The sequence below is a fragment of the Microcoleus sp. CZ3-B2 genome, from assembly GCF_036705055.1.
Lineage (GTDB): Bacteria > Cyanobacteriota > Cyanobacteriia > Cyanobacteriales > Microcoleaceae > Microcoleus.
The window spans coordinates 1-20,831 of record NZ_JAUBTN010000078.1; the positions used below are offsets into that span (position 1 = coordinate 1).

Genomic DNA, 20,831 nt, shown 5'->3' on the forward strand with positions numbered 1-20,831 from the left:
GAATCAATTTTTCTTTGAGAAATCTTCTGAACTCCCCTTGACAACTGGCATACAAGCTTAACTTGTTACCAATGGGCTCTGCCTGGTAATGCAGATCCAGAGGCTCTGCCTCTATTTACCCAGGGTTTCTCAAAACAGAGCGATCATTTAATTTATTAAATTTTCGTTCCTTAAACCAATTTTTTACCATAACAAAAAAGGTTCGCACTCCCGACTTGGCTATTGGGCCGGAAAACCTATGCAAGTCCGCACTACAAACGAGCTGTCCTGACTTGGCTATTGGAGCGGAAAGCGTATGCAAGTCCGCACTACAAACGAGTTATACATCCCCGATCGCCAAAAAAGATCAAAAAAATCAAAAAAGACAAAAAAGACAAAAAAGACAAAAAAAGAGAGAGTTACCTAAGTAACTCTCTCTGCCATCAGGGTGCATCTACGTAACACAATATAACATTATCAGGATGAGGGGTGACACCCCCAAAGGTGAAGATATGGTAAAAGAATGTGTATTAATTATAAAGTTATCATGCAGCGGGATCGGCGATCGCGCGGCGGGATCGGGAAAAACCGATCGCCCTGCGCGCGCGTCCGCTACACAATCCCCTTAACGGCGGCCTTGACTTCAGCCGTTAAGCTTGGTCGCAAGCAACTCATTAGTCAATTTCGGATCGGCCCGGCCGCCCGTTTCCTTCATCACCTTACCGACAAAAAAGCCCAACAGCTTAGTTTTACCAGCCCGGTACTGTTCGAGCTCCTTGGGATTGGCGGCCAACACTGCATCGATCGCCCGATCGATCGCCCCAGTATCCGAAATTTGAATCAAACCCTTACTCTCAACCAACTTAGTCGGCGAACCGCCGTTTGCTAGCAACTCCGGCAAAATATCCTTAGCAATTTTGCCGCTGATCGTGCCAGCATCAATTAGCGCCAGCAGTTCGGTCAAATCCTGCGGTTGAAAAGGAATTTCTGCGATCGCCAGTTTCTCATTTTTCAGATAAGCAGTAATATCGCCCATCACCCAATTAGCAGCTTGTTTAGCAACAGCACCGGCGGCGATCGTTTTTTCAAAATACTCCGCCACCGCTTTGTCGTCAGTCAAAACCCGCGCGTCGTAGGGAGAAAGACCTAATTGAGTTTCGTAGCGGTGCCGCTTTTGGGCCGGCAATTCCGGCAGTTGAGCTTTCCAATCCTGCAATTGCTCCGCTGAAACTTCGATCGGAGGCAAATCCGGTTCCGGGAAATACCGATAATCGCTCGCACCTTCCTTAATCCGCATACTGAAAGTACACTGCTTGTTTTCATCCCAAAGCCGCGTTTCTTGGATGATAGTTTCGCCATTTTCGATAGCTTGAGTTTGCCGCTCAATCTCGTAATCGATCGCCCGTTCGATCGCATTAAAAGAGTTCATATTTTTAATTTCGACCTTGGTGCCGAACTCTTTTCTCCCAACCGGGCGCACCGAAATATTCACATCGCAGCGGAGCGAACCTTCCTGCATATTCCCGTCGCCGACACCGATATAACGCACGATCCGGCGCAATTCTTGACCGTATTCGGCAGCTTCCGCGCCCGATCGCAAATCCGGTTCCGAAACAATTTCGATTAGAGGCACACCGGCCCGGTTGTAATCCACCATTGAATAGGTAGAACCGCTGAGCCGATCGCTGCCGCCGTGAACCAATTTGCCTGCATCTTCCTCCATGTGCAACCGAGTAATTCCGATTTTTTTTCTAGTAGAATTGCCCGCCTCGTCCACCAGTTCAATTTCTATCGAACCGTTAGTAGCGATCGGCAAATCGAACTGAGAAATTTGATAATTTTTCGGCAAATCGGGATAGAAATATTGCTTGCGGTCAAACTTACTGTAAGGTGCAATTTCGCAGTTGAGAGCCAGACCAGCTTTCACCGCATACTCCAACACTTTTTGATTTAATACTGGCAATACTCCCGGCATTCCCATACAAATTGGGTCAATATTAGTATTTGGGGCATTGCCAAATTCTGTAGAAGAACTGGAGAAAATCTTAGTATTCGTGCTCAATTGACAGTGAGTTTCGAGACCGATAATGGCTTCGTACTGAGTTTGGTTTTTTATCGAAGAGGGTGCAGCAGCAGTCATAGGCGACCTAAAAAAATGAATAACTTTAGATTATATTTTAACTTTTTATTTGCCAAACTGACTTGAGATTCTTTGTAGGCTAGGGACGGTTTTCACTGAACACCGGCAGGGCTGGCAAAAAATATCGGTTGCAACCGCCTCTTGAGCCCGCTTGGGATGGGTTTTATTTGTGTGAACCGGGTTTCTAACCGCCGTGCGGCAGCGCCAACGCCCTACTACAGCTTCGCGATCGCCAGTGACTCCCTAAGCGCCTTGGTATCGCGATCGCCCCCAAACCCCAACCCCGTGGGAGAATATAGCAATTGGAGCTCTGATATGAGATATCGATCGCCCCAATTCCCCAATCCCCCAATTCCCCAATCTAAAATCTAAAACTTGTGAGCCAGCGAAGCCGAAGTATCTAAAATCTAAAATCGATAGATTCCCCAATCCCTCAATCCCTCAATCTAAAATCGACTGACTTCTCAACTTTTTGAGAAAGGCCATAGAGCCTCCCGCCTCCAACCGCCGACTCCGCGCACCAATCAAAGATTTTAAATGTATAATTTAACCAGCAATTGCCTATTTTTAGGTTTTAATTTTTCAACTATATTAACTTTTTTAAACAAACACTTGCCTAACAATCAAAACTATGCCTGAAATCCCTGTAGAAAGTACCGCACAGTTTCAGAACAGCATCAGTGAGCTAGAACAGGCAGAATCTGCCCTCAAAATCGCTTGGGACGAACTCGAAAAACAAACAGCAGAAACTATTGCTCAGATAGCCAAAGCCGACCAAGCAAACGCAGAGAATATCCGCGAGCGATTTGCCAAAGCCAAGCAACTGCGCCAGCAACTTCAAACTAAAATAAAAGAAGCCAACTCGCGGCGAGAATTTCACTTAGAAAACTCGCCATTAGCAGTTATAGAGTGGGACAGGGAAGGTCGGGTAGTGCGGTGGTCGCCAATAGCTGAACAAATATTTGGCTGGAGTGCAGCAGAAGTAATCGGCAAATATTGGCACGAATGGTCAATAGTTTATCCAGAAGACTTCGATCTGGTGTCCGCCGTCACAAATCAACTGTTACAGAACAAAGAACCCCGCACCGTTTGCCGCAACCGCAACCATACCAAAGATGGCTCGGTAATTTACTGCGAATGGTACAATTCTGCACTCATTGATGAATCGGGAACATTAGTTTCAATTCTCTCTTTTGCTAGAGACATAACCGAACAACACCGCACTCAAGAAGAACTTCGCCAGCGCGAACAGGAATTTAGCACGCTTGCCGAAAATTCTACCGATATCATAGCGCGGTTCGACCGACAACTGCGGCACCTTTATGTTAACCAAGAAATTGAACGAGCCACCGCCAAATCCCCATCAGAATTTATCGGCAAAAGTAACAAAGAATTAGGAATTTCCCCCGATATTTGCAACCTGTGGGACGAAGCCTGTGTCAAAGTTTTTCGCGTCGGTAAACAAGAAACTATCGAATTTAATTTCCCCACTTCCGACGGGACAACATACTATCAGTGTCGAATCATTCCAGAATTTGCTGAGGACAATTCAGTAGAAACTGTTTTGGCGATCGCCCGCGACATCACAGAAATCAAACAAGTCGAAGCCCAGTTGCGCCAAAGCGAAGCTCGATTTAGGCGCGTAGTTGATTCTAACATCATCGGGATTGTTTTTTGGAACATTAACGGCGAGATCACCGATGCGAATCAGGCTTTTTTAAACCTGGTAGGGTACACGCGAGACGATTTATTTTCCCAAAAAATTGGCTGGCAAACAATGACACCGCCAGAGTGCCGCAGCCTCGATGAAGAAAAACTTGTAGAAGTGGTAGCTAACAACACAAATACCCCTTTTGAAAAAGAATACATCCGAGCCGACGGTAGCCGCGTTCCGGTGCTGCTAGGCTCTGCATTGTTAGAAGGTTCCCAGGAATTAGGAGTGAGTTTTGTGCTGGACTTAACCGAGCGCAAACAAGCCGAATTAGAGCTGGAGAAACAACAAGAACTTTTAGAAAGCATCATTAAAACCATCCCCAACTTCCTGTACATTTACGACACAGAAGCACAGCAAAATATCTATGCAAATGCGGCAGTCACAGCGATGTTGGGCTACAGTCCCCAAGAATTGCAAGACAGGGGTTCAGAAGCAATCTCTAGCTTGATTTACCCGGAGGATATGCCCAAGTTAATTGTAGGTATGCAGCGGCTAGAAAACAGTACCAACCCCCACGAAACCGATGACATCGACTACAGGATAAAACACAAAAATGGAGAATGGCGCTGGGTTCACGATCGATCGACTATCTTCAAAAGAACTCCCGATGGAAAAATGAAGCAAGTAATCGGTTCCGTACTCGACATTACCGATCGCAAAAGGGCCGAAGAATCCTTAAAACAGCAAAACGAATTGCTGCAAACAATCTTCGAGAACGTTCCAGTCATGCTGACATTCTTAGATGCCCAGGGTGAATTATGCTGGGTAAACCGCCACTGGGAACAAGTGCTCGGCTGGAGTTTTGCAGAAACCAAAAACCGCGATATGTTGGCAGAATTTTATCCTGAGCCGGAATACCGCAAATACGTTTTCGACTTCATTCAAGCAGCAACTCAGAAGTGGGGCGACTTCCAAACGAAAGTTAGAGATGGGCGAATTATCGACACGACTTGGGCAAATGTTCGCCTCTCCGACGGCAGGTTGATCGGTATCGGTCAAGATATCAGCGATCGCAAGCGAGCCGAAGCAGAACTCCAGCAGCTCAACGAAACTTTAGAAGCTCAAGTAGCCCTGCGTACAGCCGAATTAGAGACTTTTTTTGATTCTTTACCCGATCTTATTTTTGTGGTAGAACGTGAGAATATGCGCTTCTCTTTTGTCAACTGGCCTTTTGTCGAATTTTGCGGATTCGACAGCAGGCAACAGATGCAGGGCAAAACTATTTATGAATGCTATCCAAGCCAACTTGCAGAACAATTTTACTTGGAAAATATGCAAGTATTTGTATCTGGCCAGACGATTCATTTTCAGGAAAATTTTGTGGTTGCTGGTGATGCTGTTTATTTCGACACTTTTAAAATTCCTCTCAGGAATCTTGACGGCGAAGTTTATGCTTTAATTGGCACGGCTCGCAATGTCACTGAGTTGATCCAGACGAAACAAGCTTTGTCGGAACGCACGGAGCAATTAGAGGTTGCTAATCAAGAATTAGAATCTTTTGGCTACTCGGTTTCCCACGACCTCCGCGCTCCTTTGCGCCACATTTCAGGTTTTGTTAATGCTTTGAAACAGCGCTTAATATCAACTGAGGTTTTGAACGATCCTAAAATTGTTCATTACATCGAAATAATTGAGGACAGCAGCCAAAAAATGAGCTTGTTGATTGATGGTTTGCTGGCTCTTTCGCGGGTGGGGCGGACTGATTTAATCAAAATTCCGATCGATCTTGCCCGGTTGGTGCAAACTGCGATTAAATTGAGTAAACCCCGAACTGCGGCAGATCCCGCCGAAAATCCCGACAGCAAAGTTGAATTTACCGTGGGAGATTTGCCGGGGGTGATGGGAGATCCCACCTTGCTGCAACAGGTGTTCAGCAACTTGATCGACAACGCTGTCAAGTTCAGCCGCGGACGCACTCCGGCTATAATAGTGATTGATGCTTTACCTGACGGAACTATTTTTGTCAAGGATAACGGGGTAGGTTTTTCGATGGAATATGCCGATCGGCTGTTTGGAGCCTTTCAGCGGCTGCACTCCCAGAGAGAATTTGAAGGTACTGGCATAGGTTTGGCGATCGTCCAGCGGATTATTCACCGCCACGGCGGCACGATTTGGGTTCAAAGCGTACCCAGTCAAGGAGCCACGTTTTTCTTTAAACTAGGGCCGACAATCTCAAACGCTAATCTAGATTCCTGAGCGATCGGGATATAGCCTTTCGAGCTTTCATAGGAGGTACTATCCGGTATAGGCCAAACCGGCCAAACCGGCCAAACCGGGCATATCTCACTTTTTTGAGAACCGCTATAGTAGTTTTTAATTCTGAATTGAAAACTATCATGCAGTTTAATAAGTCACAGTCGGTTCGGCAATCCCTCAGTGGCAGGTGCGAAATCAAGGTCTTGAGAATAGATAATAAATCGTCCCAAAAATAACTTAAAAATTTAGAAAGCTCAAGGAAAGTAAATTTCAGAAATGACATATAGCAAAAAAAACACTATTTAAAGATTCCGAAAAACTGTATGTTAAATAGAAACTCGACCGATTCTTTACTGAAAATGGTAGCCGAATCAACATTAAAATTGTTGATCGTAGAAGACATGGCAGAAGATATAGAATTAATAGAAGTAGCCTTAGAAGCGGGTGGAGTAAATTTTAATTTCGACACAGCAGAAACAGCGGCAGAGTGCAGACAAATGCTCCAAAATAGCAATTACGATGCTGTGCTGTCAGATTACCGCCTCCCGGAATTCAACGGTTTAGAAGTGTTGAAGTTGATGCAGGAATTGGGGCAAGACATACCATTTATTTTAGTAACGGGAAGTTTGGGAGAAGAAGCGGCGGTTGAGTGCATCAAAGCCGGTATGACCGATTATGTATTAAAAGGGCGGCTGTTTAGGTTGCCAACAGTATTAGAACGATCGCTCCAAGAATACAAAATGCGCCGCCAGCAGCAAGAGGCGATCGCCCAAATTCAGCGTCAAGCGACTCGCGAGGCGATCGTCAACCGCATCGTTCAAGCCATGCGCTTCACCCTCGTACTCGACGAAGTGCTGCAAACCACCGCAGATCAACTGCATGAAGCTCTAGAAATTAGCGGCTGCGCGATTTTGCAGCCAGATACCGCAGGCGGGATCGCGATTCGCTACATGAGCTCAAAGGCAGTCGGCAGAGAACTGGCGATCGGTCTAAATTGCGAATTTGCCCAATACTATCGCTCCTCCCTCGGCCGCGGAGAAACGATCGCGATCGCCGAGTTATCGAGTCTGGCCCCGTCCCTGCAAGCAGCAGCCGAATTTTTAGGGTTTCGCGCGATCGCGATCGCACCGCTGCTCTACCAGCAATCATTTTTAGGAGGAATTTGCCTCTTCCAGTGCGATCGACCGCGCTCTTGGAACGCCGAAGAACTGTCGCTAGTCAAAGCCATCGCCGATCAGTGCGCGATCGCGATCCATCAAGCCGAACTCTACCAAACGGCCCAAACCGAACTAGCAGAACGCAAGCGCGCCGAAGCAGAAGTCCGCGGCATTCAGCAGCAACTAGCCACGATGGCAGCCAACATTCCCGGCTCAGTCTACCGCGCCGTGCTGCATCCAGACGGCAAGATGTCGATGCCCTACATCAGTCCCGGGGTGCGCGAACTTACTGGCTTCGATCCTGCAGAAGTAATGGCGCGCCCGCAACTATTGACCGAAATCATTCATCCAGACGACAAAACCTTGTTTGACAGCAGCGTAGCAACATCGTGTGACAATCTAGAGCACTGCGATCGCCAGTACCGGATTGTCTTGAATTCCGGCGAAACCAAGTGGGTGCAAGATAGCGCCAAATTTTCTCATAACAAAAACGGCGACGTAGTTATAGACGGAGTAGCCCTCGATATCAGCGACCGAAAACTTGCCGAATCAGCCCTCAGACAAAGCGAACAGCGATTTCGATCGCTGATTGAAAACGCTACAGACATCACGATCATTCTTGACGGCGAGGGAATCTTTCGCTACATCAGCCCTTCGGTGAAGCGAATTTTAGGATACTCGCCCCATAAGGCGATCGGGCGCAGCGCCCTAGGGACAGTTCACCCAGACGACTGCGCCACGATCGCCCAAACCCTCCATAAAGCCCTTCAAAACCCCAAAAGAAGCCAGTCCCCAGTTGAGTATAGAGTCCGCCACCGCAACGGTTCTTGGTGTTATATAGAAGCTGTAGCCACCAACTTGCTGCACGATCCTGCTGTCAAGGGAATCGTGATCAACTGTCACGACATCACTCAGCGCAAACTCGCCGAAGAACAACTGCTGCACGATGCTTTTCATGACGCCCTCACCGGATTACCCAACCGATCGCTATTTATCGATCGGCTAGAACACTCTGTGAGGCTGGCAAAAAGGCGTACAGACTACTTGTTTGCCGTGCTGTTTCTCGATTTAGACCGATTTAAAGTAGTCAACGATTCCCTCGGCCACGCCATCGGCGATCTACTGCTAGTGGCGATCGCCCGCCGTCTAGAAGCTTGTCTCAGGCCCGGAGATACAGTAGCCCGCATCGGGGGAGACGAATTCGTGCTTTTGCTCGAAGACATCGACGGCATCAATGAAGCTAGTAGCATTGTCAACCGCCTGCAACAGCAAATCACCTCTCCGATTTTGCTAGACGGACACGAAGTATTTATCACCGCCAGCATCGGCATTGCTTTGAGTTCTGATGAAGACCTGGAAACGACAAACCTGCTGCGCGACGCCGACACCGCCATGTACCGCGCCAAAAAACTCGGCCGAGCCCGACACGAAGTTTTTAACAGTTCCATGCACGCCCACGCTTTGCGACTGTTGCAGCTAGAAAATGACTTGCGGCGGGCGATCGAATCAATTAGAGACCAAGCCATAGAACAAGAATGTACTCCATGCGCGCGATCGGGCTTACCTCCCTTATCCGCAGCCCCCCAGTTTATCATTCACTATCAGCCGATCGTCAGCATCGCCAATAACACAATTAACGGTTTCGAGGCCCTAGTGCGCTGGCAGCATCCAGAACGCGGCTTAATTTCCCCAGTGGAATTTATTCCCATCGCCGAAGAAACCGGATTAATCGTAGCCCTCGGCCGTTGGGTGCTACGCACAGCTTGCCAGCAAATCCGCCAGTGGCAGCAACTATTTCAAAACAACCCGCCCTTAAGCGTCAACGTCAACCTTTCAGTCAAACAGTTTTCTCAGCCAGATTTAATCGAATATATCGATCTAGTTCTCGAAGAAAGTCACCTCGACGGTAGCAGTTTAAAACTAGAAATTACCGAAAGCGTACTCATAGAAAATTCCGACTCAGTAACAGCAATGCTGGTGCAGCTTAGAGCCAGAAACATACACCTTTGCATCGACGACTTCGGCACCGGCTATTCATCCCTGTCCTACCTGCACCGCTTCCCCACCAATACCTTAAAAATAGACCGATCTTTTGTCAGCAGAATGGGAGGCGAGTTCGACCTAAGCAAAGGAAGTATTGACCCGACAGAGATTGTGCGGTCGATCGTTACTTTGTCGCACAATTTGGGCATGGATGTGGTAGCCGAAGGAGTCGAAGAAGCCTCGCAACTATCTATACTCAAAGGATTAAAATGCGAGTTCGCCCAAGGATTCTTTTTTTCCAAGCCAGTAGACTCTCAAACAGCAGCAATTCTGATCCGACAGCAAGCCGAAACTCAAGATTTGCTGACATTGAGTTTTTTAGAAAAAGGTCATTAAAAAAACACGGCATTTTGTGCGTCCCATTTCAGCATAAAATCTTAAAATATTTTAAAGCTGTCCCTAACTACTGGCGTCAGTTAATAACTACGGCATCGAAATCGCTATGACTATTGGCTACCTCGCCCTCGTTCTCCACGCCCACCTGCCTTTTGTCCGCCACCCCGAAAGCGACTACGTTTTAGAAGAAGAATGGCTGTTTGAGGCGATCGCCGAAACCTACATTCCCCTGCTGCAAGTCTTTGAGGGGCTGCTTCGCGACGGCATAGACTTTAAAATTACCATGAGCATGACACCGCCCTTGGTGGCGATGCTGCGCGACCCATTGCTGCAAGACCGCTTCGACAACCACTTAGCCAAACTCGAAGAACTAGCGGATCTCGAAATTGAACACAACAGCGGCAACGGTCATCTCCGATATTTAGGCGAACATTACGCCGCCCACTTCTCTCAAGTCCGCAATTATTGGGAAAAGTGCGATCGAGATTTAGTCAAAGCCTTCAAAAAATTCCAAGACAGCAACAACCTCGAAATCATGACCTGCGGGGCCACCCACGGCTACTTACCGCTGATGAAAATGTACCCCGAGGCAGTTTGGGCGCAAATACAAGTAGCCTGCGAAAGCTACGAACAAAACTTCGGCCGCCGACCAAAAGGTATTTGGCTGCCCGAATGCGCCTATTACGAAGGCTTAGAGAGGATGTTAGCCGATGCCGGTCTCCGCTACTTTCTCACAGACGGTCACGGCATTCTCTACGCCCGCCCCCGTCCCCGCTACGGTAGCTACGCGCCAATTTTCACCGAATGCGGAGTAGCAGCCTTCGGTCGAGATCACGAATCATCGCAGCAGGTTTGGTCTTCCGAAGTCGGCTATCCCGGCGCAGCCGAATACCGAGAATTCTACAAAGATTTGGGTTGGGAAGCCGAATACGACTACATCAAACCCTACATCATGCCCAACGGCCAGCGCAAAAATACCGGGATTAAGTATCACAAAATCACCGGTCGCGGATTGGGTTTAGGCGACAAACAGTTATACGATCCGTACTGGGCGCGGGAAAAAACAGCCGAACACGCCAGCAACTTTGCTTTCAACCGCGAGCGGCAAGTCGAACACCTCAACGGGATCATGCAGCGGCCGCCGATTATTGTATCGCCTTACGACGCGGAACTTTTCGGTCACTGGTGGTACGAAGGGCCTTGGTTCTTAGATTACTTGTTCCGCAAGAGTTGGTACGACCAAAATACCTACGAGATGACGCATTTAGCCGATTATTTGCGGGGAAATCCGAATCAGCAAGTTTGCCGTCCGTCGCAGTCTAGCTGGGGTTTCCGGGGTTTTCACGAGTATTGGCTCAACGATACCAATGCTTGGATTTACCCGCACTTGCACAAAGCTGCGGAACGGATGATTGAGTTGGGAAGTATGGAACCGGAGGACGAATTGCAGTATCGGGCTTTGAACCAGGCCGCGCGGGAAGTGCTGTTAGCTCAATCGTCTGACTGGGCCTTTATCATGCGGACTGGGACGATGGTTCCCTATGCGGTGCGGCGGACTCGATCGCATTTAATGCGCTTTCACAAGCTGTACGATGAAGTCAAAGAACGTAAAGTCGATTCCGGTTGGTTGGAGAAGGTCGAAGAGATTGACAACATTTTCCCCGAGATTAACTATCGCGTTTATCGATCGCTTTAATATCAAGTCTGGTAGCACCAGACTTGTATTATTTCAAGTTGTGTAAGGGTTCCTTCGCGCCTGAATATTTGATAATTATCTACCAATTATATCAACCCGCCCAGCCCTTACCAGTCCGCTCTTACTTCCAGCCAATTCCCAACAAATTAAAACCCGCCAGCGCGGGTTTTTTTAGGGAGAAAAATATAGCACGTTTTCACCGCAACTCTCAGTCAGAGAACGGGAGTAGGGGAGAACGGGAGTGAGGGAAAAGCGGAGTATGAAAAAAATTTTCCTTCTTCTCTCGAACCTCGAACCTCAGCATCCGTTACACCCTTGACATCTCGTACATGGCCGCGGAAGCCGAACTTCACGCTTGACTTTTGCTAAACCGGTTCTAGTTCATCTTCAAAAAACCAAGTCGCAAAACCGTTAAACTTCACAATCACGCCTACTCCACTGCCGTCAACCATTCTGAATCCGTCAACGGTGCCGACGGGATTTTCCTTGATCTTGCCCACGATATTTGCAGGTACTCGATCTCTGAGACGGCGCACCTTAACTCTCTGACCTACTTCTATTGCCACTGAAATTGTTCTCCTGCTCTATATAACCTCTATACAAGCGTCCATTTTACAGTTTGGTGGACTCGATCGAACAGTAACACCAGCAGACCGATCGCCCCAGACGATTTTTCGATCGAAATTTCGACCAACTTTTCCGAAAAGACGGTATTCTAGTCGGAGTTGCTCGATCGCGATCGCCGACGACCTACGGTTCCACAGCAGCAAGCTTCACTCGCCAGACCCAGCCGCACTGCTACAGATAATTATTTTTTATCGCTTTGCAAAAATATTTTTTTTATTAACTCCCACAATTACAAGATTTCTACCCAATTATTCATCCTTCCGACCGAAGGCAAAAAGCACTCACTAGCAGTAATAAATTTTATGTTTGTTATATATAAATACTCATCCATAAACCTTGACATCGGCGCAAACTCCTGATATAAAAGACTTTGAGTGTGGTTGAATAAATTTTGTGAAGGTCGGAGTTTAGTAAACTGGTACGTTGTAAAAATTTACTAAAATTTGACAATAAACAGAAGATTTAATGGTAATAGTTAATGCTGAGAAAGCTGATTGTGGCTGCTGTTTGACAGAATAAAAAGTGGAACGATTGCCGGATTTAGGGAGTCTAATAAAGGAAATGAAGTGTAGGAACTTCAAAATGACAAAATTGAAATTATGAAGAAAATTTTTACGTGCTGGCGATCGAGCAAAATTCCGTTGAGAAGTTTGTCCTTGGCTGTGTTGGCCTGTCTGCCGGCATGGAGCGGGGCGATCGCCAGTCCGCCCTCTCCATCCCTCAAACAGCAGTCAAACCTTACTAAAATTGTCTCAGCTCCTCGACCGCCAACACTGCCGACAGACTCAAAATATCCAGAAAATCCGGCAGAATCGGCGGCGAATCCATCCCCAGCAGCAACCATAAACGCTCAGGGAACAGCGGCCCGACGATCGCTCCAAATTACAGAAATTCGCGGTACTGTCAGCTTTAAGGGCAGGCCAGCAGTGGCGGGCGATCGGATCACAGAACCCGGAGACGAAATCATCACGGGCGCAGATTCCACAGCCAGGATCGCGATCGACAACAACGGTGGCATCGTGGAAGTTGCCGAAAACACCGCAGTCAGAATATCCAATTTATCTGGTAGTGCAGAGGGCGAAAAAGAGACAGCCATTTTTGTCAGCAGGGGGCGAGTCAGGTTGTCCGTCAGCAAAACAAATGCGGCAACTCCCGCAGCCAACACCTCAACAATTATCCCGCCGAACCAAATTGCCGCCCTCAATACCTTCAGCGGACTCGGCAACTCCCTGCAAATTGCCCAACAAAAAAAATCTGCCAGAACCGCCCCAGTCAGGGTAGAAACCCCCGAAGGCGTGGCCGGAGTGCGCGGCACTTCCTTTGGTGTCAGCGTCAGCGACGGCAAAACCTCAGTCGAAACTATTGAAGGTGCCGTCGCAGTATCCGGGAGCACCGACTCCGAAGTCGTTGTCAACGGCGGCAGCGCGACGACAATTTTCCGTCAATCTCCTCCCGCGCCCACCTCAACAAGCCCTCACCTAGCAGAACTCCAAGTCCGCAGTTTGTTCAGACTCAGTGGCAATATCTATCGCCTCAGCGGTCAAATTAACCCGATCGACATAATTTATGTCAATAACGAAGCGATTAAGATCGATCGAGACGGCAAGTTCAAGATCCAAGGGGTTTTACCTCCCAGCCGCCGCCTCAACATCGTAGTGCGAGCTCCCTCAGTTAGAGAAAGGCATTACATCCTTGTAGTTCCCTAAACAACCAATCTAGCCGTAAGGAGTTATATCTGAGATATGACACCAGTTTCAACTCAATTGACCGATCGAAAAAAGGTTAGTAGTGCGGATTTTAGTCCGCAAAATAGAATAGTGTCCGGTAAATTTACAGTTCAGAAATTGTTTATTAGTGCGAAATTCAGTCCGCATCACTAACCTTCTTTATTATGGCGACCGGCGACGCTTCGCTTGATAATTTCGTTTACAGACGAAGCATTTAGCGGTGAATCTGTGCAGTCAAAATAAAGAAAATTTGCACCCGCGCTTTGTGCTTGCGGTATTGTAAAAGTTCAATAGCATAAATTTTCTCGAACCTCGGACGCGAATGTCATATCAATTCCGGTTGCACTCATACATAATGTTAACAGTCAACAGTCAACTGTCAAGAGTTAACAGTGAATTTACTATTCCGATAAAGAGATGATTTGATATCAATTATAGTGTTATATTAATTGCATGAAGTTCAAAAAACTGATTGAGCATTTCAAACGTCAACCCATCGCCATCCGGCAATATATAATCACAAATCCTCCCTGGATGACAGGTGCTTTAACAGGCGTAGTTTCTGTACTAATGCTGCACTTGGGAATGTGGAAACCCCTAGACTATTTAGGATACAAAACGCTATTTGAAATTCGAGAATCGGGAATTTTGCCAAATCCAGGGTGGGATTCGAGAATTGCCGTAATTGCGATCGAACCCCAAAGCTTGCAGGAATACGGTAAATTTCCTTGGCCGCGCAATCGCTACGCCGAATTGCTGCAGGCGCTGAAAAAATCTCCCCCCACAGCAATTGGCTTCGACATTCTTTTTCTCGATCCGAGTCCGAAAGATGATATTTTAGCGGAGGCGATCGCCGCCAATGGCAAAGTTGTACTCCCGAGAACCACCAAAGAAGAACCAGTAGCATCTTTAAAAGCAGCAGCCGCAGGTGTCGGACACATCATGCACGAGGCCAACAGCGACGGCATTAGCCGCGATTCAACAATGTTTCTGGGCTCTATTCCTAATTTCGGTTTAGCAATGGTTCAGAGGTATAATGCTGCTAACCCGCAAAATCCTGTATTGCTGCCGCAGCCAGAAAATATGCAAGACCAAAAAGTCTGGATTAACTGGCCAGGGAAAACAAAAAATCTACCAACCTACGCTTTTGTTGATGTTGTAAAAGGTAGAATTCCTGAAAATGCTTTCGCGAATAAATTAGTCTTAGTTGGTGTCGTCGCTACCGGTGTCGATCAGATATCTACCCCTCTCAACAAAACTACGGCTGGGGTTTATTTATATGCGGCGTTGATTGACAATTTGCTCGATCGACGCTTGCTGCAGCGGCTACCGGTACTGTTAGAATTTTTTTTATTGTTGGGAATTGGGCCGCTTACTACTTGGGTTCTGTGCAACCGAGGTGTTAAAGATAGAATTGCGATCGCCCTCGGTTTACCTGTCGTTTGGATTGCCGCCGCTGCTGTATTATTTAGCTACTATTTTTGGTGGATTCCCATTGCCGCACCCATCGGCACTTTAATATTATCTGGAACTGCTTTGCAACTGCGGGAACAATACGAAAAACAGCAGTTAATGAGGTTGTTTGAAAAGCACGTCGCCCCCGAAACTGCTCAGCTTATTTGGAAGCGCAAAGCGGAGATATTTGAACAAGGAGAACTCGAACCTCAAGAACTTACAGCAACTGTCCTGTTTATGGATATTCGCAGTTTTACTTCGATTTCCGAAAAAATGCCCGCGCGGGATTTACTCACCTGGCTGAACAATTATTTGGAAGCGATGACTGACTGTATTATGGATCACGGCGGCGTTGTCGATAAATACATCGGCGATGCAATTATGGCAGTTTTTGGAGTTCCTTTTTGCCAAACAGAATATCCCGCAATTCAACAAGATGCTTTGAATGCAGTTGCGGCTTGCATCGCCATGCACGAAAAACTGAACGAAATTAACCAGAAGCTGAGAATTGAACGCAAACCTTTAATTAAGTTTGGCATAGGTTTGCATACCGGACAGTTAATTGCTGGTAGCGTTGGCGGTTCCCGGCGTTTGAATTATTCTGTGATCGGCGATGCTGTCAATGTTGCCGCTAGATTGGAGGCGATGAATAAGCAAATTGTTTCTGACAGTCCTTTTAATTTGTTGGTGACGGGGAAGACTTTTGCTTACGTGTGCGATCGCTACGAAGGCCAAAAAGTAGGATCGATTCAATTGCGGGGCAAACAAGAAGAGACAGTGGTTTATGCTATTTTGGGCGAAAAGCAGTAGTTATTGGTTATTAGTTATTGGTTATTGGTTATTGGTTATTGGTTATCGGTTATTGGTTATTAGTTATTGGTTATTGGTTATTGGTTATTAGTTATTGGTTATTGGTTATCGGTTATTGGTTATTAGTTATTGGTTATTGGTTATTGGTTATTGGTTATTGGTTATTGGTTATTGGTTATTGGTTATTGGTTATTAGTCATATCGTTGACCGTTGCATCGTCAGGTGATTTAACCGGCGCTAGAACACAGAGTACACAGAGTCCGAGAATATATATCTGAATCATTCCGATGCTACCGGATTTGATATCATTAGTCAGTAGGGGCGGTGGATGGTGCGGGCCCGCCCTTCTTCTTAACAGCCAACAGCCAGCAGTCAACAGTCAACAGTCAACAGTCAACTGTCAACAGTCAACTAACCCAACCCTTCAATCAACAAATTGCGAGCACTTTCCAAGGCTTCCTGCAACTTACTAACATCGCGTCCGCCAGCTTGGGCCAAATTAGGCCGCCCGCCGCCTTTTCCGCCGCAAAGTTGAGCAATTCCCCCGATAAACTTGCCAGCTTGCAATCCTTTCTTATTGACTTCTGGACTAAAAGCTGCAACCAAACTTACCTTATCCGGTTCAGGAATTGAGGCCAAAACTACCGCAGCATTTCCTAACTTTTGCTGCAATCTTTCGGCCGCAGTTTTCAGGGCTTCTGTATCCACATCACCCAATTGAGCTACAATGATTTTGAATTCGCCAATGGACTCAGCCTTTGCTAGCAACTGGTCAGATTTCGCGATCGCCAATTCCGACTTCACAGCAGCCAAATGTTTCTGAGTATCCTTCAACTCATTCTGCAAATTAGTAATCCGGTTGGGTAACTCTTCCGGCTTCGCCTTAAATCGATCGCCCAAATCGCGCACAACCCTGTCTCGCACATTCAAATAATCCAAAACAGCTTGGCCCGAAACCGCCTCAATCCGGCGAGTACCAGCCGCAACCCCAGCCTCGGAAACAATCTTAAACAGCCCGATTTCTGCGGTATTGTTGACGTGAGTTCCGCCGCACAATTCCATCGAAACGCCGGGAAAATCGATAACCCGCACCACATCGCCGTACTTCTCGCCAAACATCGCAGTCGCGCCTTTTTCCCTCGCTTGGGCGATCGGCATTTCTGCAACTTCCGCAGCGTGGGCTTCAGCAATCCAACTATTAATTAAATCCTCAATTTTTTGCAATTCTTCTGCGGTGACAGCGCGGGGAGAATTGAAGTCAAACCGCAATCTTTCTGACGATACCAGCGAACCAGCTTGCGAAATCGAATCGTCCACAATTTTTCGCAAAGCTGATTGTAATAAGTGAGTTGCTGTGTGGTTGGCCTGAATTCGGCGGCGGCTGCTATTGTCAATCTTCGCAGTAATACTATCGCCAACTTTCAGGGTTCCCCGTTCCACCAAGCCGAAATGCACGAAGAAATCCGATTCTTTCTTCACGTCATCAACTCTCACCAACAAACCATCACCATTTTCTCCGCTTTTCAAATAACCTCGATCGCCAATTTGTCCGCCGGATTCAGCATAAAACGGCGTTTGGTTCAACACAATTTGTACCTCGGTTCCCGCCTCTGCAGATTCCACAGATTTGCCGTCAACTAAGATAACTTCCACCTCAGCTAAACTCGACAATTCAGCATAACCGACAAACTCAGTTCCCTGGATTGTTTCAGCCAACTTATCCAAAGAACCCTGCACGGTTAAATCGATGGTTTGATGAGCTTCTTTGGCGCGAGTTTGCTGTTCTTTCATCGCGACTTCAAAGCCGTCCAAATCGACAGTGATTCCCTGTTCTTCAGCAATTTCTTGTGTCAGTTCTAAGGGAAAACCGTAGGTATCGTAAAGGGTGAAGGCATCTTGACCGCTGATTTGTTGGTTGGTTTGCTGTTTTGTGCGATCGACAATTTCTTCCAGCAGCTTCTCTCCGCGTTCCAAAGTCTTGAGAAACTGCGCCTCTTCCCTGGCTAATTCTGCCTTAATTTGAGCTTCGCGCGATCGCACGTTGGGATACGCAGCTTCCGAAAGGGCGATCGCACTTTCGGCCACCCGCACCGTAAATTCACCCTGAATCCCAATCAGCCGCCCGTGGCGCACCACCCGGCGAATCAACCGGCGCAAAATGTAACCCCGACCCACATTCGACGCGCGAATTTCGTCTGCAATCATGTGTACCACAGCCCGAATGTGGTCGCCAATTACTTTCAGCGAAACCTTGACTTTTTCATCGCTATTGTGGTAATCAATTCCGGCAATTTCCGCCGCCGATTGAATAATCGGAAAAATCAAATCTGTTTCGTAATTATTGGGGACTTTCTGGAGGATTTGCGCCATCCGTTCCAGTCCCATGCCAGTATCAATATTTTGATTTTGCAGCGGTGTTAAATTGCCCTCTGCATCCTTATTGTACTGCATGAAAACCAGGTTATAAAATTCGATAAACCTGCTATCATCTTCGAGATCGATATTGTCGCCTCTTTCTGGGTGAAAATCGTAGTAAATCTCCGAACACGGGCCGCAGGGGCCTGTGGGGCCGGATTGCCAGAAATTGTCTGCTTCTCCCATGCGTTGAATTCGATCGCCCGGAATGCCAATTTCATCGCGCCAAATCGCAAAGGCTTCGTCATCTTCTCGGAAAACACTCACAACCAAATTTTGGGGCGGTAAACCGAAAACTTCCGTGGAAAGTTCCCAAGCCCAGGCGATCGCCTGTTTCTTGAAATAATCCCCAAAACTAAAGTTACCCAACATCTCAAAAAACGTGTGGTGGCGGGCGGTGCGGCCTACGTTTTCGATGTCGTTGGTGCGGATGCACTTTTGCGAAGTTGTGGCGCGCGGCGAAGTGGCGGCGCGCTGACCGAGAAATATTGGCTTGAATTGTAGCATTCCGGCGATCGTCAGCAACACTGTCGGATCTTCCGGTACCAAAGAAGCGCTGGGCAAGATTTTATGTCCCCGCTGGGCATAAAAGTCGAGGAATGTTTGGCGGATTTCGCTACCACTGAGACATTTAGGAGAAATAGACATGAGAAAAGCACTTAAGTATTTGAAGGTGTAGCAACAATAGAATTTATAGTCCCGGACGCACCTATGTCCAGAAACCCGATTTTTCAACCAGAATACACGGTTGGTAAATCCTCAATCCCGATGAAAAAACCCGGTTTCTTTGCGGATGAGTGCGTGAGTCCTAACTTACATCTATGTGGATATTAATATCATTATACGTAGTAATGTAAAGACCTATCAAGTTTTGCAAATAGTGCTTTACTACTCCGAAAGCTCGTGCTAACTTAATAATAGACACCGGGACAGAAAGAAACAGGAGGTCGCTATATTTAGAAGCAAAGTTCAAGGATATAGGCATGGTGTCTCCGGTCTAGATTCCCCAGCGCAGCCGAAATTAACCGAACACAACTTGGAATAGTGGCAAAACTAGCGATCGCGCAGTTAAGCCAAACCGCCGTCGAGTCAGACTTATTGTGCTTGCGGATTAAAAGTAAAGTTGCACAAATTGTCAACCCTAGTAAGTAATCGTTCTTTACCGGAAACACATCTCGTTTGTTAGAAAAAACAAAGCTCTCATATTATTGGGTCTGATCGCTGTCGATCGGGCCCTACGCTTTTTGAGAGGAAGATGGGGAGAAAGTTCGATGTTTATTCTTCAGTCTGCGGATGCGGAGGAAAGTTGGTGCAGACCTGATTTTAACCGCCGAGTTGAATCTTTCGAGCCATAGATCCTATCACGTTCGGTCTACGATCGTAACAAAAACGGTTCGTAGTGCGGACCTTAGTCTGCACTAGAAACCAATTTTATCGTTGTGAATCGACAAGACAGGATATTATAGATAGTTGCACTGGTGCGATCGCGTCTGCCCCTTTTTTTGCCGTGACCTAGATGCCCTGGCATCAAGGGCGCTCAAAGATGCGATATCATGGAAAAGTCAAGACAAGACATTAAAACCTATCCCCTGTATAGCAGGAAACTCTAAGCTTGAGGAGCTTGCTGCAAAGCAAGAATAGCAAACCGCCATTTTAGGTTACAAAACCCACCCTAAGAATTTGAATCTCAGGATATAAAGGAGTCAAAACTCTAAAAAATCCCCTCCCCGACACAGGGGTGAGAGTTTCAAGCAATAGAGTTCTGTCAAGTCAAAAAAGTAGTGCAGCCAACTGTTGTAATAAATCACCGCAGAAAAAGCTGCAGGCGCGTCTTTAGAGCCTACTTAAAATGCTCGACAGGCAAATTAACAAAAAATTCCACACAGTTCTAAAACTCACAATATCGGGAGATTCGAGGTACAAAAATGGCAGAAATCACTAAAGAAGAAATGCGCGAACGGCTGGGAAATATAGACCAGATTCGAGATATAATTTTCGGGGCGCAGCTTAGAGAATACGACAATCGCTTCGATAAAATAGATTCTGAGCTGTCAATGATGCAGCAAGATACCCAAGCTCGCATCGAACAGATAAAAACAGTTCTATCCGCAGAAATGAAGGTGGCAATTGATTCGTTAGAAAAGAAAGTTAAATCGCTTACCTCAAACACGCAAGAAGAAAGCGCCGACCTCCGCCAGCAAATCGATCGCCTTAACCGCAAATTCTCCAGCAGCATAGAATCCCTCGACGAAGCGATAGACAATCAAACCAGTTCGATTCGCGACGAACTCTCCCAAACCAGAGAGCGACTCTCCGAAGAAACCCGCACTCTGAAAACACAGGTTTTTGAAGAACTCGACCGCCGCTTTTCCATGCTCAGAGACGTTAAAGTTTCCAGAGATGACATGGCAGAAATTCTGTTTGAACTAGGCATGAGGCTCAAAGGAACAGAATTTGTCCCCGAACTTAAAGGCGTTACTGATAATAAATTAAATAACGAATTCTTGTTGCCGGAGCGCCACCACCACGGATAAT

At 46.9% G+C, this 20,831-nt stretch carries 11 protein-coding genes; 8 read left to right on the forward strand and 3 right to left on the reverse strand.

Annotated elements, in window-relative coordinates:
* Window positions 1–622 precede the first annotated feature (622 nt).
* Window positions 623–2,119, reverse strand: a complete 1,497-nt coding sequence (gene gatB / locus QUA97_RS25005; protein WP_194065775.1) for an Asp-tRNA(Asn)/Glu-tRNA(Gln) amidotransferase subunit GatB — start codon at window positions 2,117–2,119, stop codon at window positions 623–625.
* Window positions 2,120–2,290: 171 nt separating this feature from the next.
* Between gatB and QUA97_RS25010 the strand changes: the two genes are divergently transcribed.
* The 4 genes from QUA97_RS25010 to QUA97_RS25025 all read left to right on the forward strand — a co-directional run bounded on the left by QUA97_RS25010 (window position 2,291) and on the right by QUA97_RS25025 (window position 11,261).
* Window positions 2,291–2,491 (forward strand): hypothetical protein, encoded by a 201-nt coding sequence (locus QUA97_RS25010; protein ID WP_333196817.1) that lies wholly within the window; start codon window positions 2,291–2,293, stop codon window positions 2,489–2,491.
* 259 nt (window positions 2,492–2,750) lie between these two features.
* Complete coding sequence (locus QUA97_RS25015) at window positions 2,751–6,029, forward strand: PAS domain-containing sensor histidine kinase (protein ID WP_194065777.1); 3,279 nt, start codon at window positions 2,751–2,753, stop codon at window positions 6,027–6,029.
* Window positions 6,030–6,388: 359 nt separating this feature from the next.
* Window positions 6,389–9,565 carry an EAL domain-containing protein gene (locus QUA97_RS25020; protein ID WP_333196820.1) on the forward strand — a complete coding sequence of 1,059 codons (3,177 nt, stop codon included), beginning with the start codon at window positions 6,389–6,391 and terminating at the stop codon, window positions 9,563–9,565.
* Between the two features lie 106 nt (window positions 9,566–9,671).
* The gene (locus QUA97_RS25025; RefSeq protein WP_333196821.1) at window positions 9,672–11,261 is read left to right on the forward strand and encodes a glycoside hydrolase family 57 protein; all 1,590 of its coding nucleotides are present in this window, start codon (window positions 9,672–9,674) and stop codon (window positions 11,259–11,261) included.
* 365 nt (window positions 11,262–11,626) lie between these two features.
* Here the strand turns inward: QUA97_RS25025 and petP are convergent, their stop codons facing one another.
* The gene (petP, locus tag QUA97_RS25030; RefSeq protein ID WP_194010111.1) at window positions 11,627–11,827 is read right to left on the reverse strand and encodes a cytochrome b6f subunit PetP; all 201 of its coding nucleotides are present in this window, start codon (window positions 11,825–11,827) and stop codon (window positions 11,627–11,629) included.
* A 660-nt stretch (window positions 11,828–12,487) separates the two neighbouring features.
* Here petP and QUA97_RS25035 point away from each other — a divergent pair.
* From QUA97_RS25035 to QUA97_RS25045, 3 genes are all read left to right on the forward strand, one after another.
* On the forward strand, window positions 12,488–13,594 hold the full coding sequence (locus tag QUA97_RS25035; RefSeq protein ID WP_333196824.1) for a FecR family protein: 1,107 nt from the start codon (window positions 12,488–12,490) through the stop codon (window positions 13,592–13,594).
* 474 nt (window positions 13,595–14,068) lie between these two features.
* On the forward strand, window positions 14,069–15,880 hold the full coding sequence (locus QUA97_RS25040) for a CHASE2 domain-containing protein (protein ID WP_333196826.1): 1,812 nt from the start codon (window positions 14,069–14,071) through the stop codon (window positions 15,878–15,880).
* 44 nt (window positions 15,881–15,924) lie between these two features.
* Window positions 15,925–16,107: a hypothetical protein gene (locus QUA97_RS25045; protein ID WP_333196835.1), complete on the forward strand. Its 183-nt coding sequence runs from the start codon at window positions 15,925–15,927 to the stop codon at window positions 16,105–16,107.
* 185 nt (window positions 16,108–16,292) lie between these two features.
* Here the strand turns inward: QUA97_RS25045 and alaS are convergent, their stop codons facing one another.
* Entirely contained in the window at window positions 16,293–18,944 is a 2,652-nt protein-coding gene (gene alaS, locus QUA97_RS25050) for an alanine--tRNA ligase (protein WP_333196829.1), read from the reverse strand.
* Between the two features lie 1,277 nt (window positions 18,945–20,221).
* Here alaS and QUA97_RS25055 point away from each other — a divergent pair.
* Window positions 20,222–20,830, forward strand: coding sequence for a hypothetical protein (locus tag QUA97_RS25055; protein WP_194065785.1), 609 nt, complete (start codon window positions 20,222–20,224; stop codon window positions 20,828–20,830).
* The last annotated feature ends 1 nt before the right edge of the window (window position 20,831 follow it).

What these genes read in the sequence shown, in the direction of transcription:
- gatB (WP_194065775.1), bottom strand. Translation starts at nt 2,119, where the DNA reads ATGACTGCTGCTGCACCCTCTTCGATAAAAAACCAAACTCAGTACGAA.
- QUA97_RS25015 (WP_194065777.1), top strand. Translation starts at nt 2,751, where the DNA reads ATGCCTGAAATCCCTGTAGAAAGTACCGCACAGTTTCAGAACAGCATC.
- QUA97_RS25020 (WP_333196820.1), top strand. Translation starts at nt 6,389, where the DNA reads ATGGTAGCCGAATCAACATTAAAATTGTTGATCGTAGAAGACATGGCA.
- QUA97_RS25025 (WP_333196821.1), top strand. Translation starts at nt 9,672, where the DNA reads ATGACTATTGGCTACCTCGCCCTCGTTCTCCACGCCCACCTGCCTTTT.
- QUA97_RS25035 (WP_333196824.1), top strand. Translation starts at nt 12,488, where the DNA reads ATGAAGAAAATTTTTACGTGCTGGCGATCGAGCAAAATTCCGTTGAGA.
- QUA97_RS25040 (WP_333196826.1), top strand. Translation starts at nt 14,069, where the DNA reads ATGAAGTTCAAAAAACTGATTGAGCATTTCAAACGTCAACCCATCGCC.
- alaS (WP_333196829.1), bottom strand. Translation starts at nt 18,944, where the DNA reads ATGTCTATTTCTCCTAAATGTCTCAGTGGTAGCGAAATCCGCCAAACA.
- QUA97_RS25055 (WP_194065785.1), top strand. Translation starts at nt 20,222, where the DNA reads ATGGCAGAAATCACTAAAGAAGAAATGCGCGAACGGCTGGGAAATATA.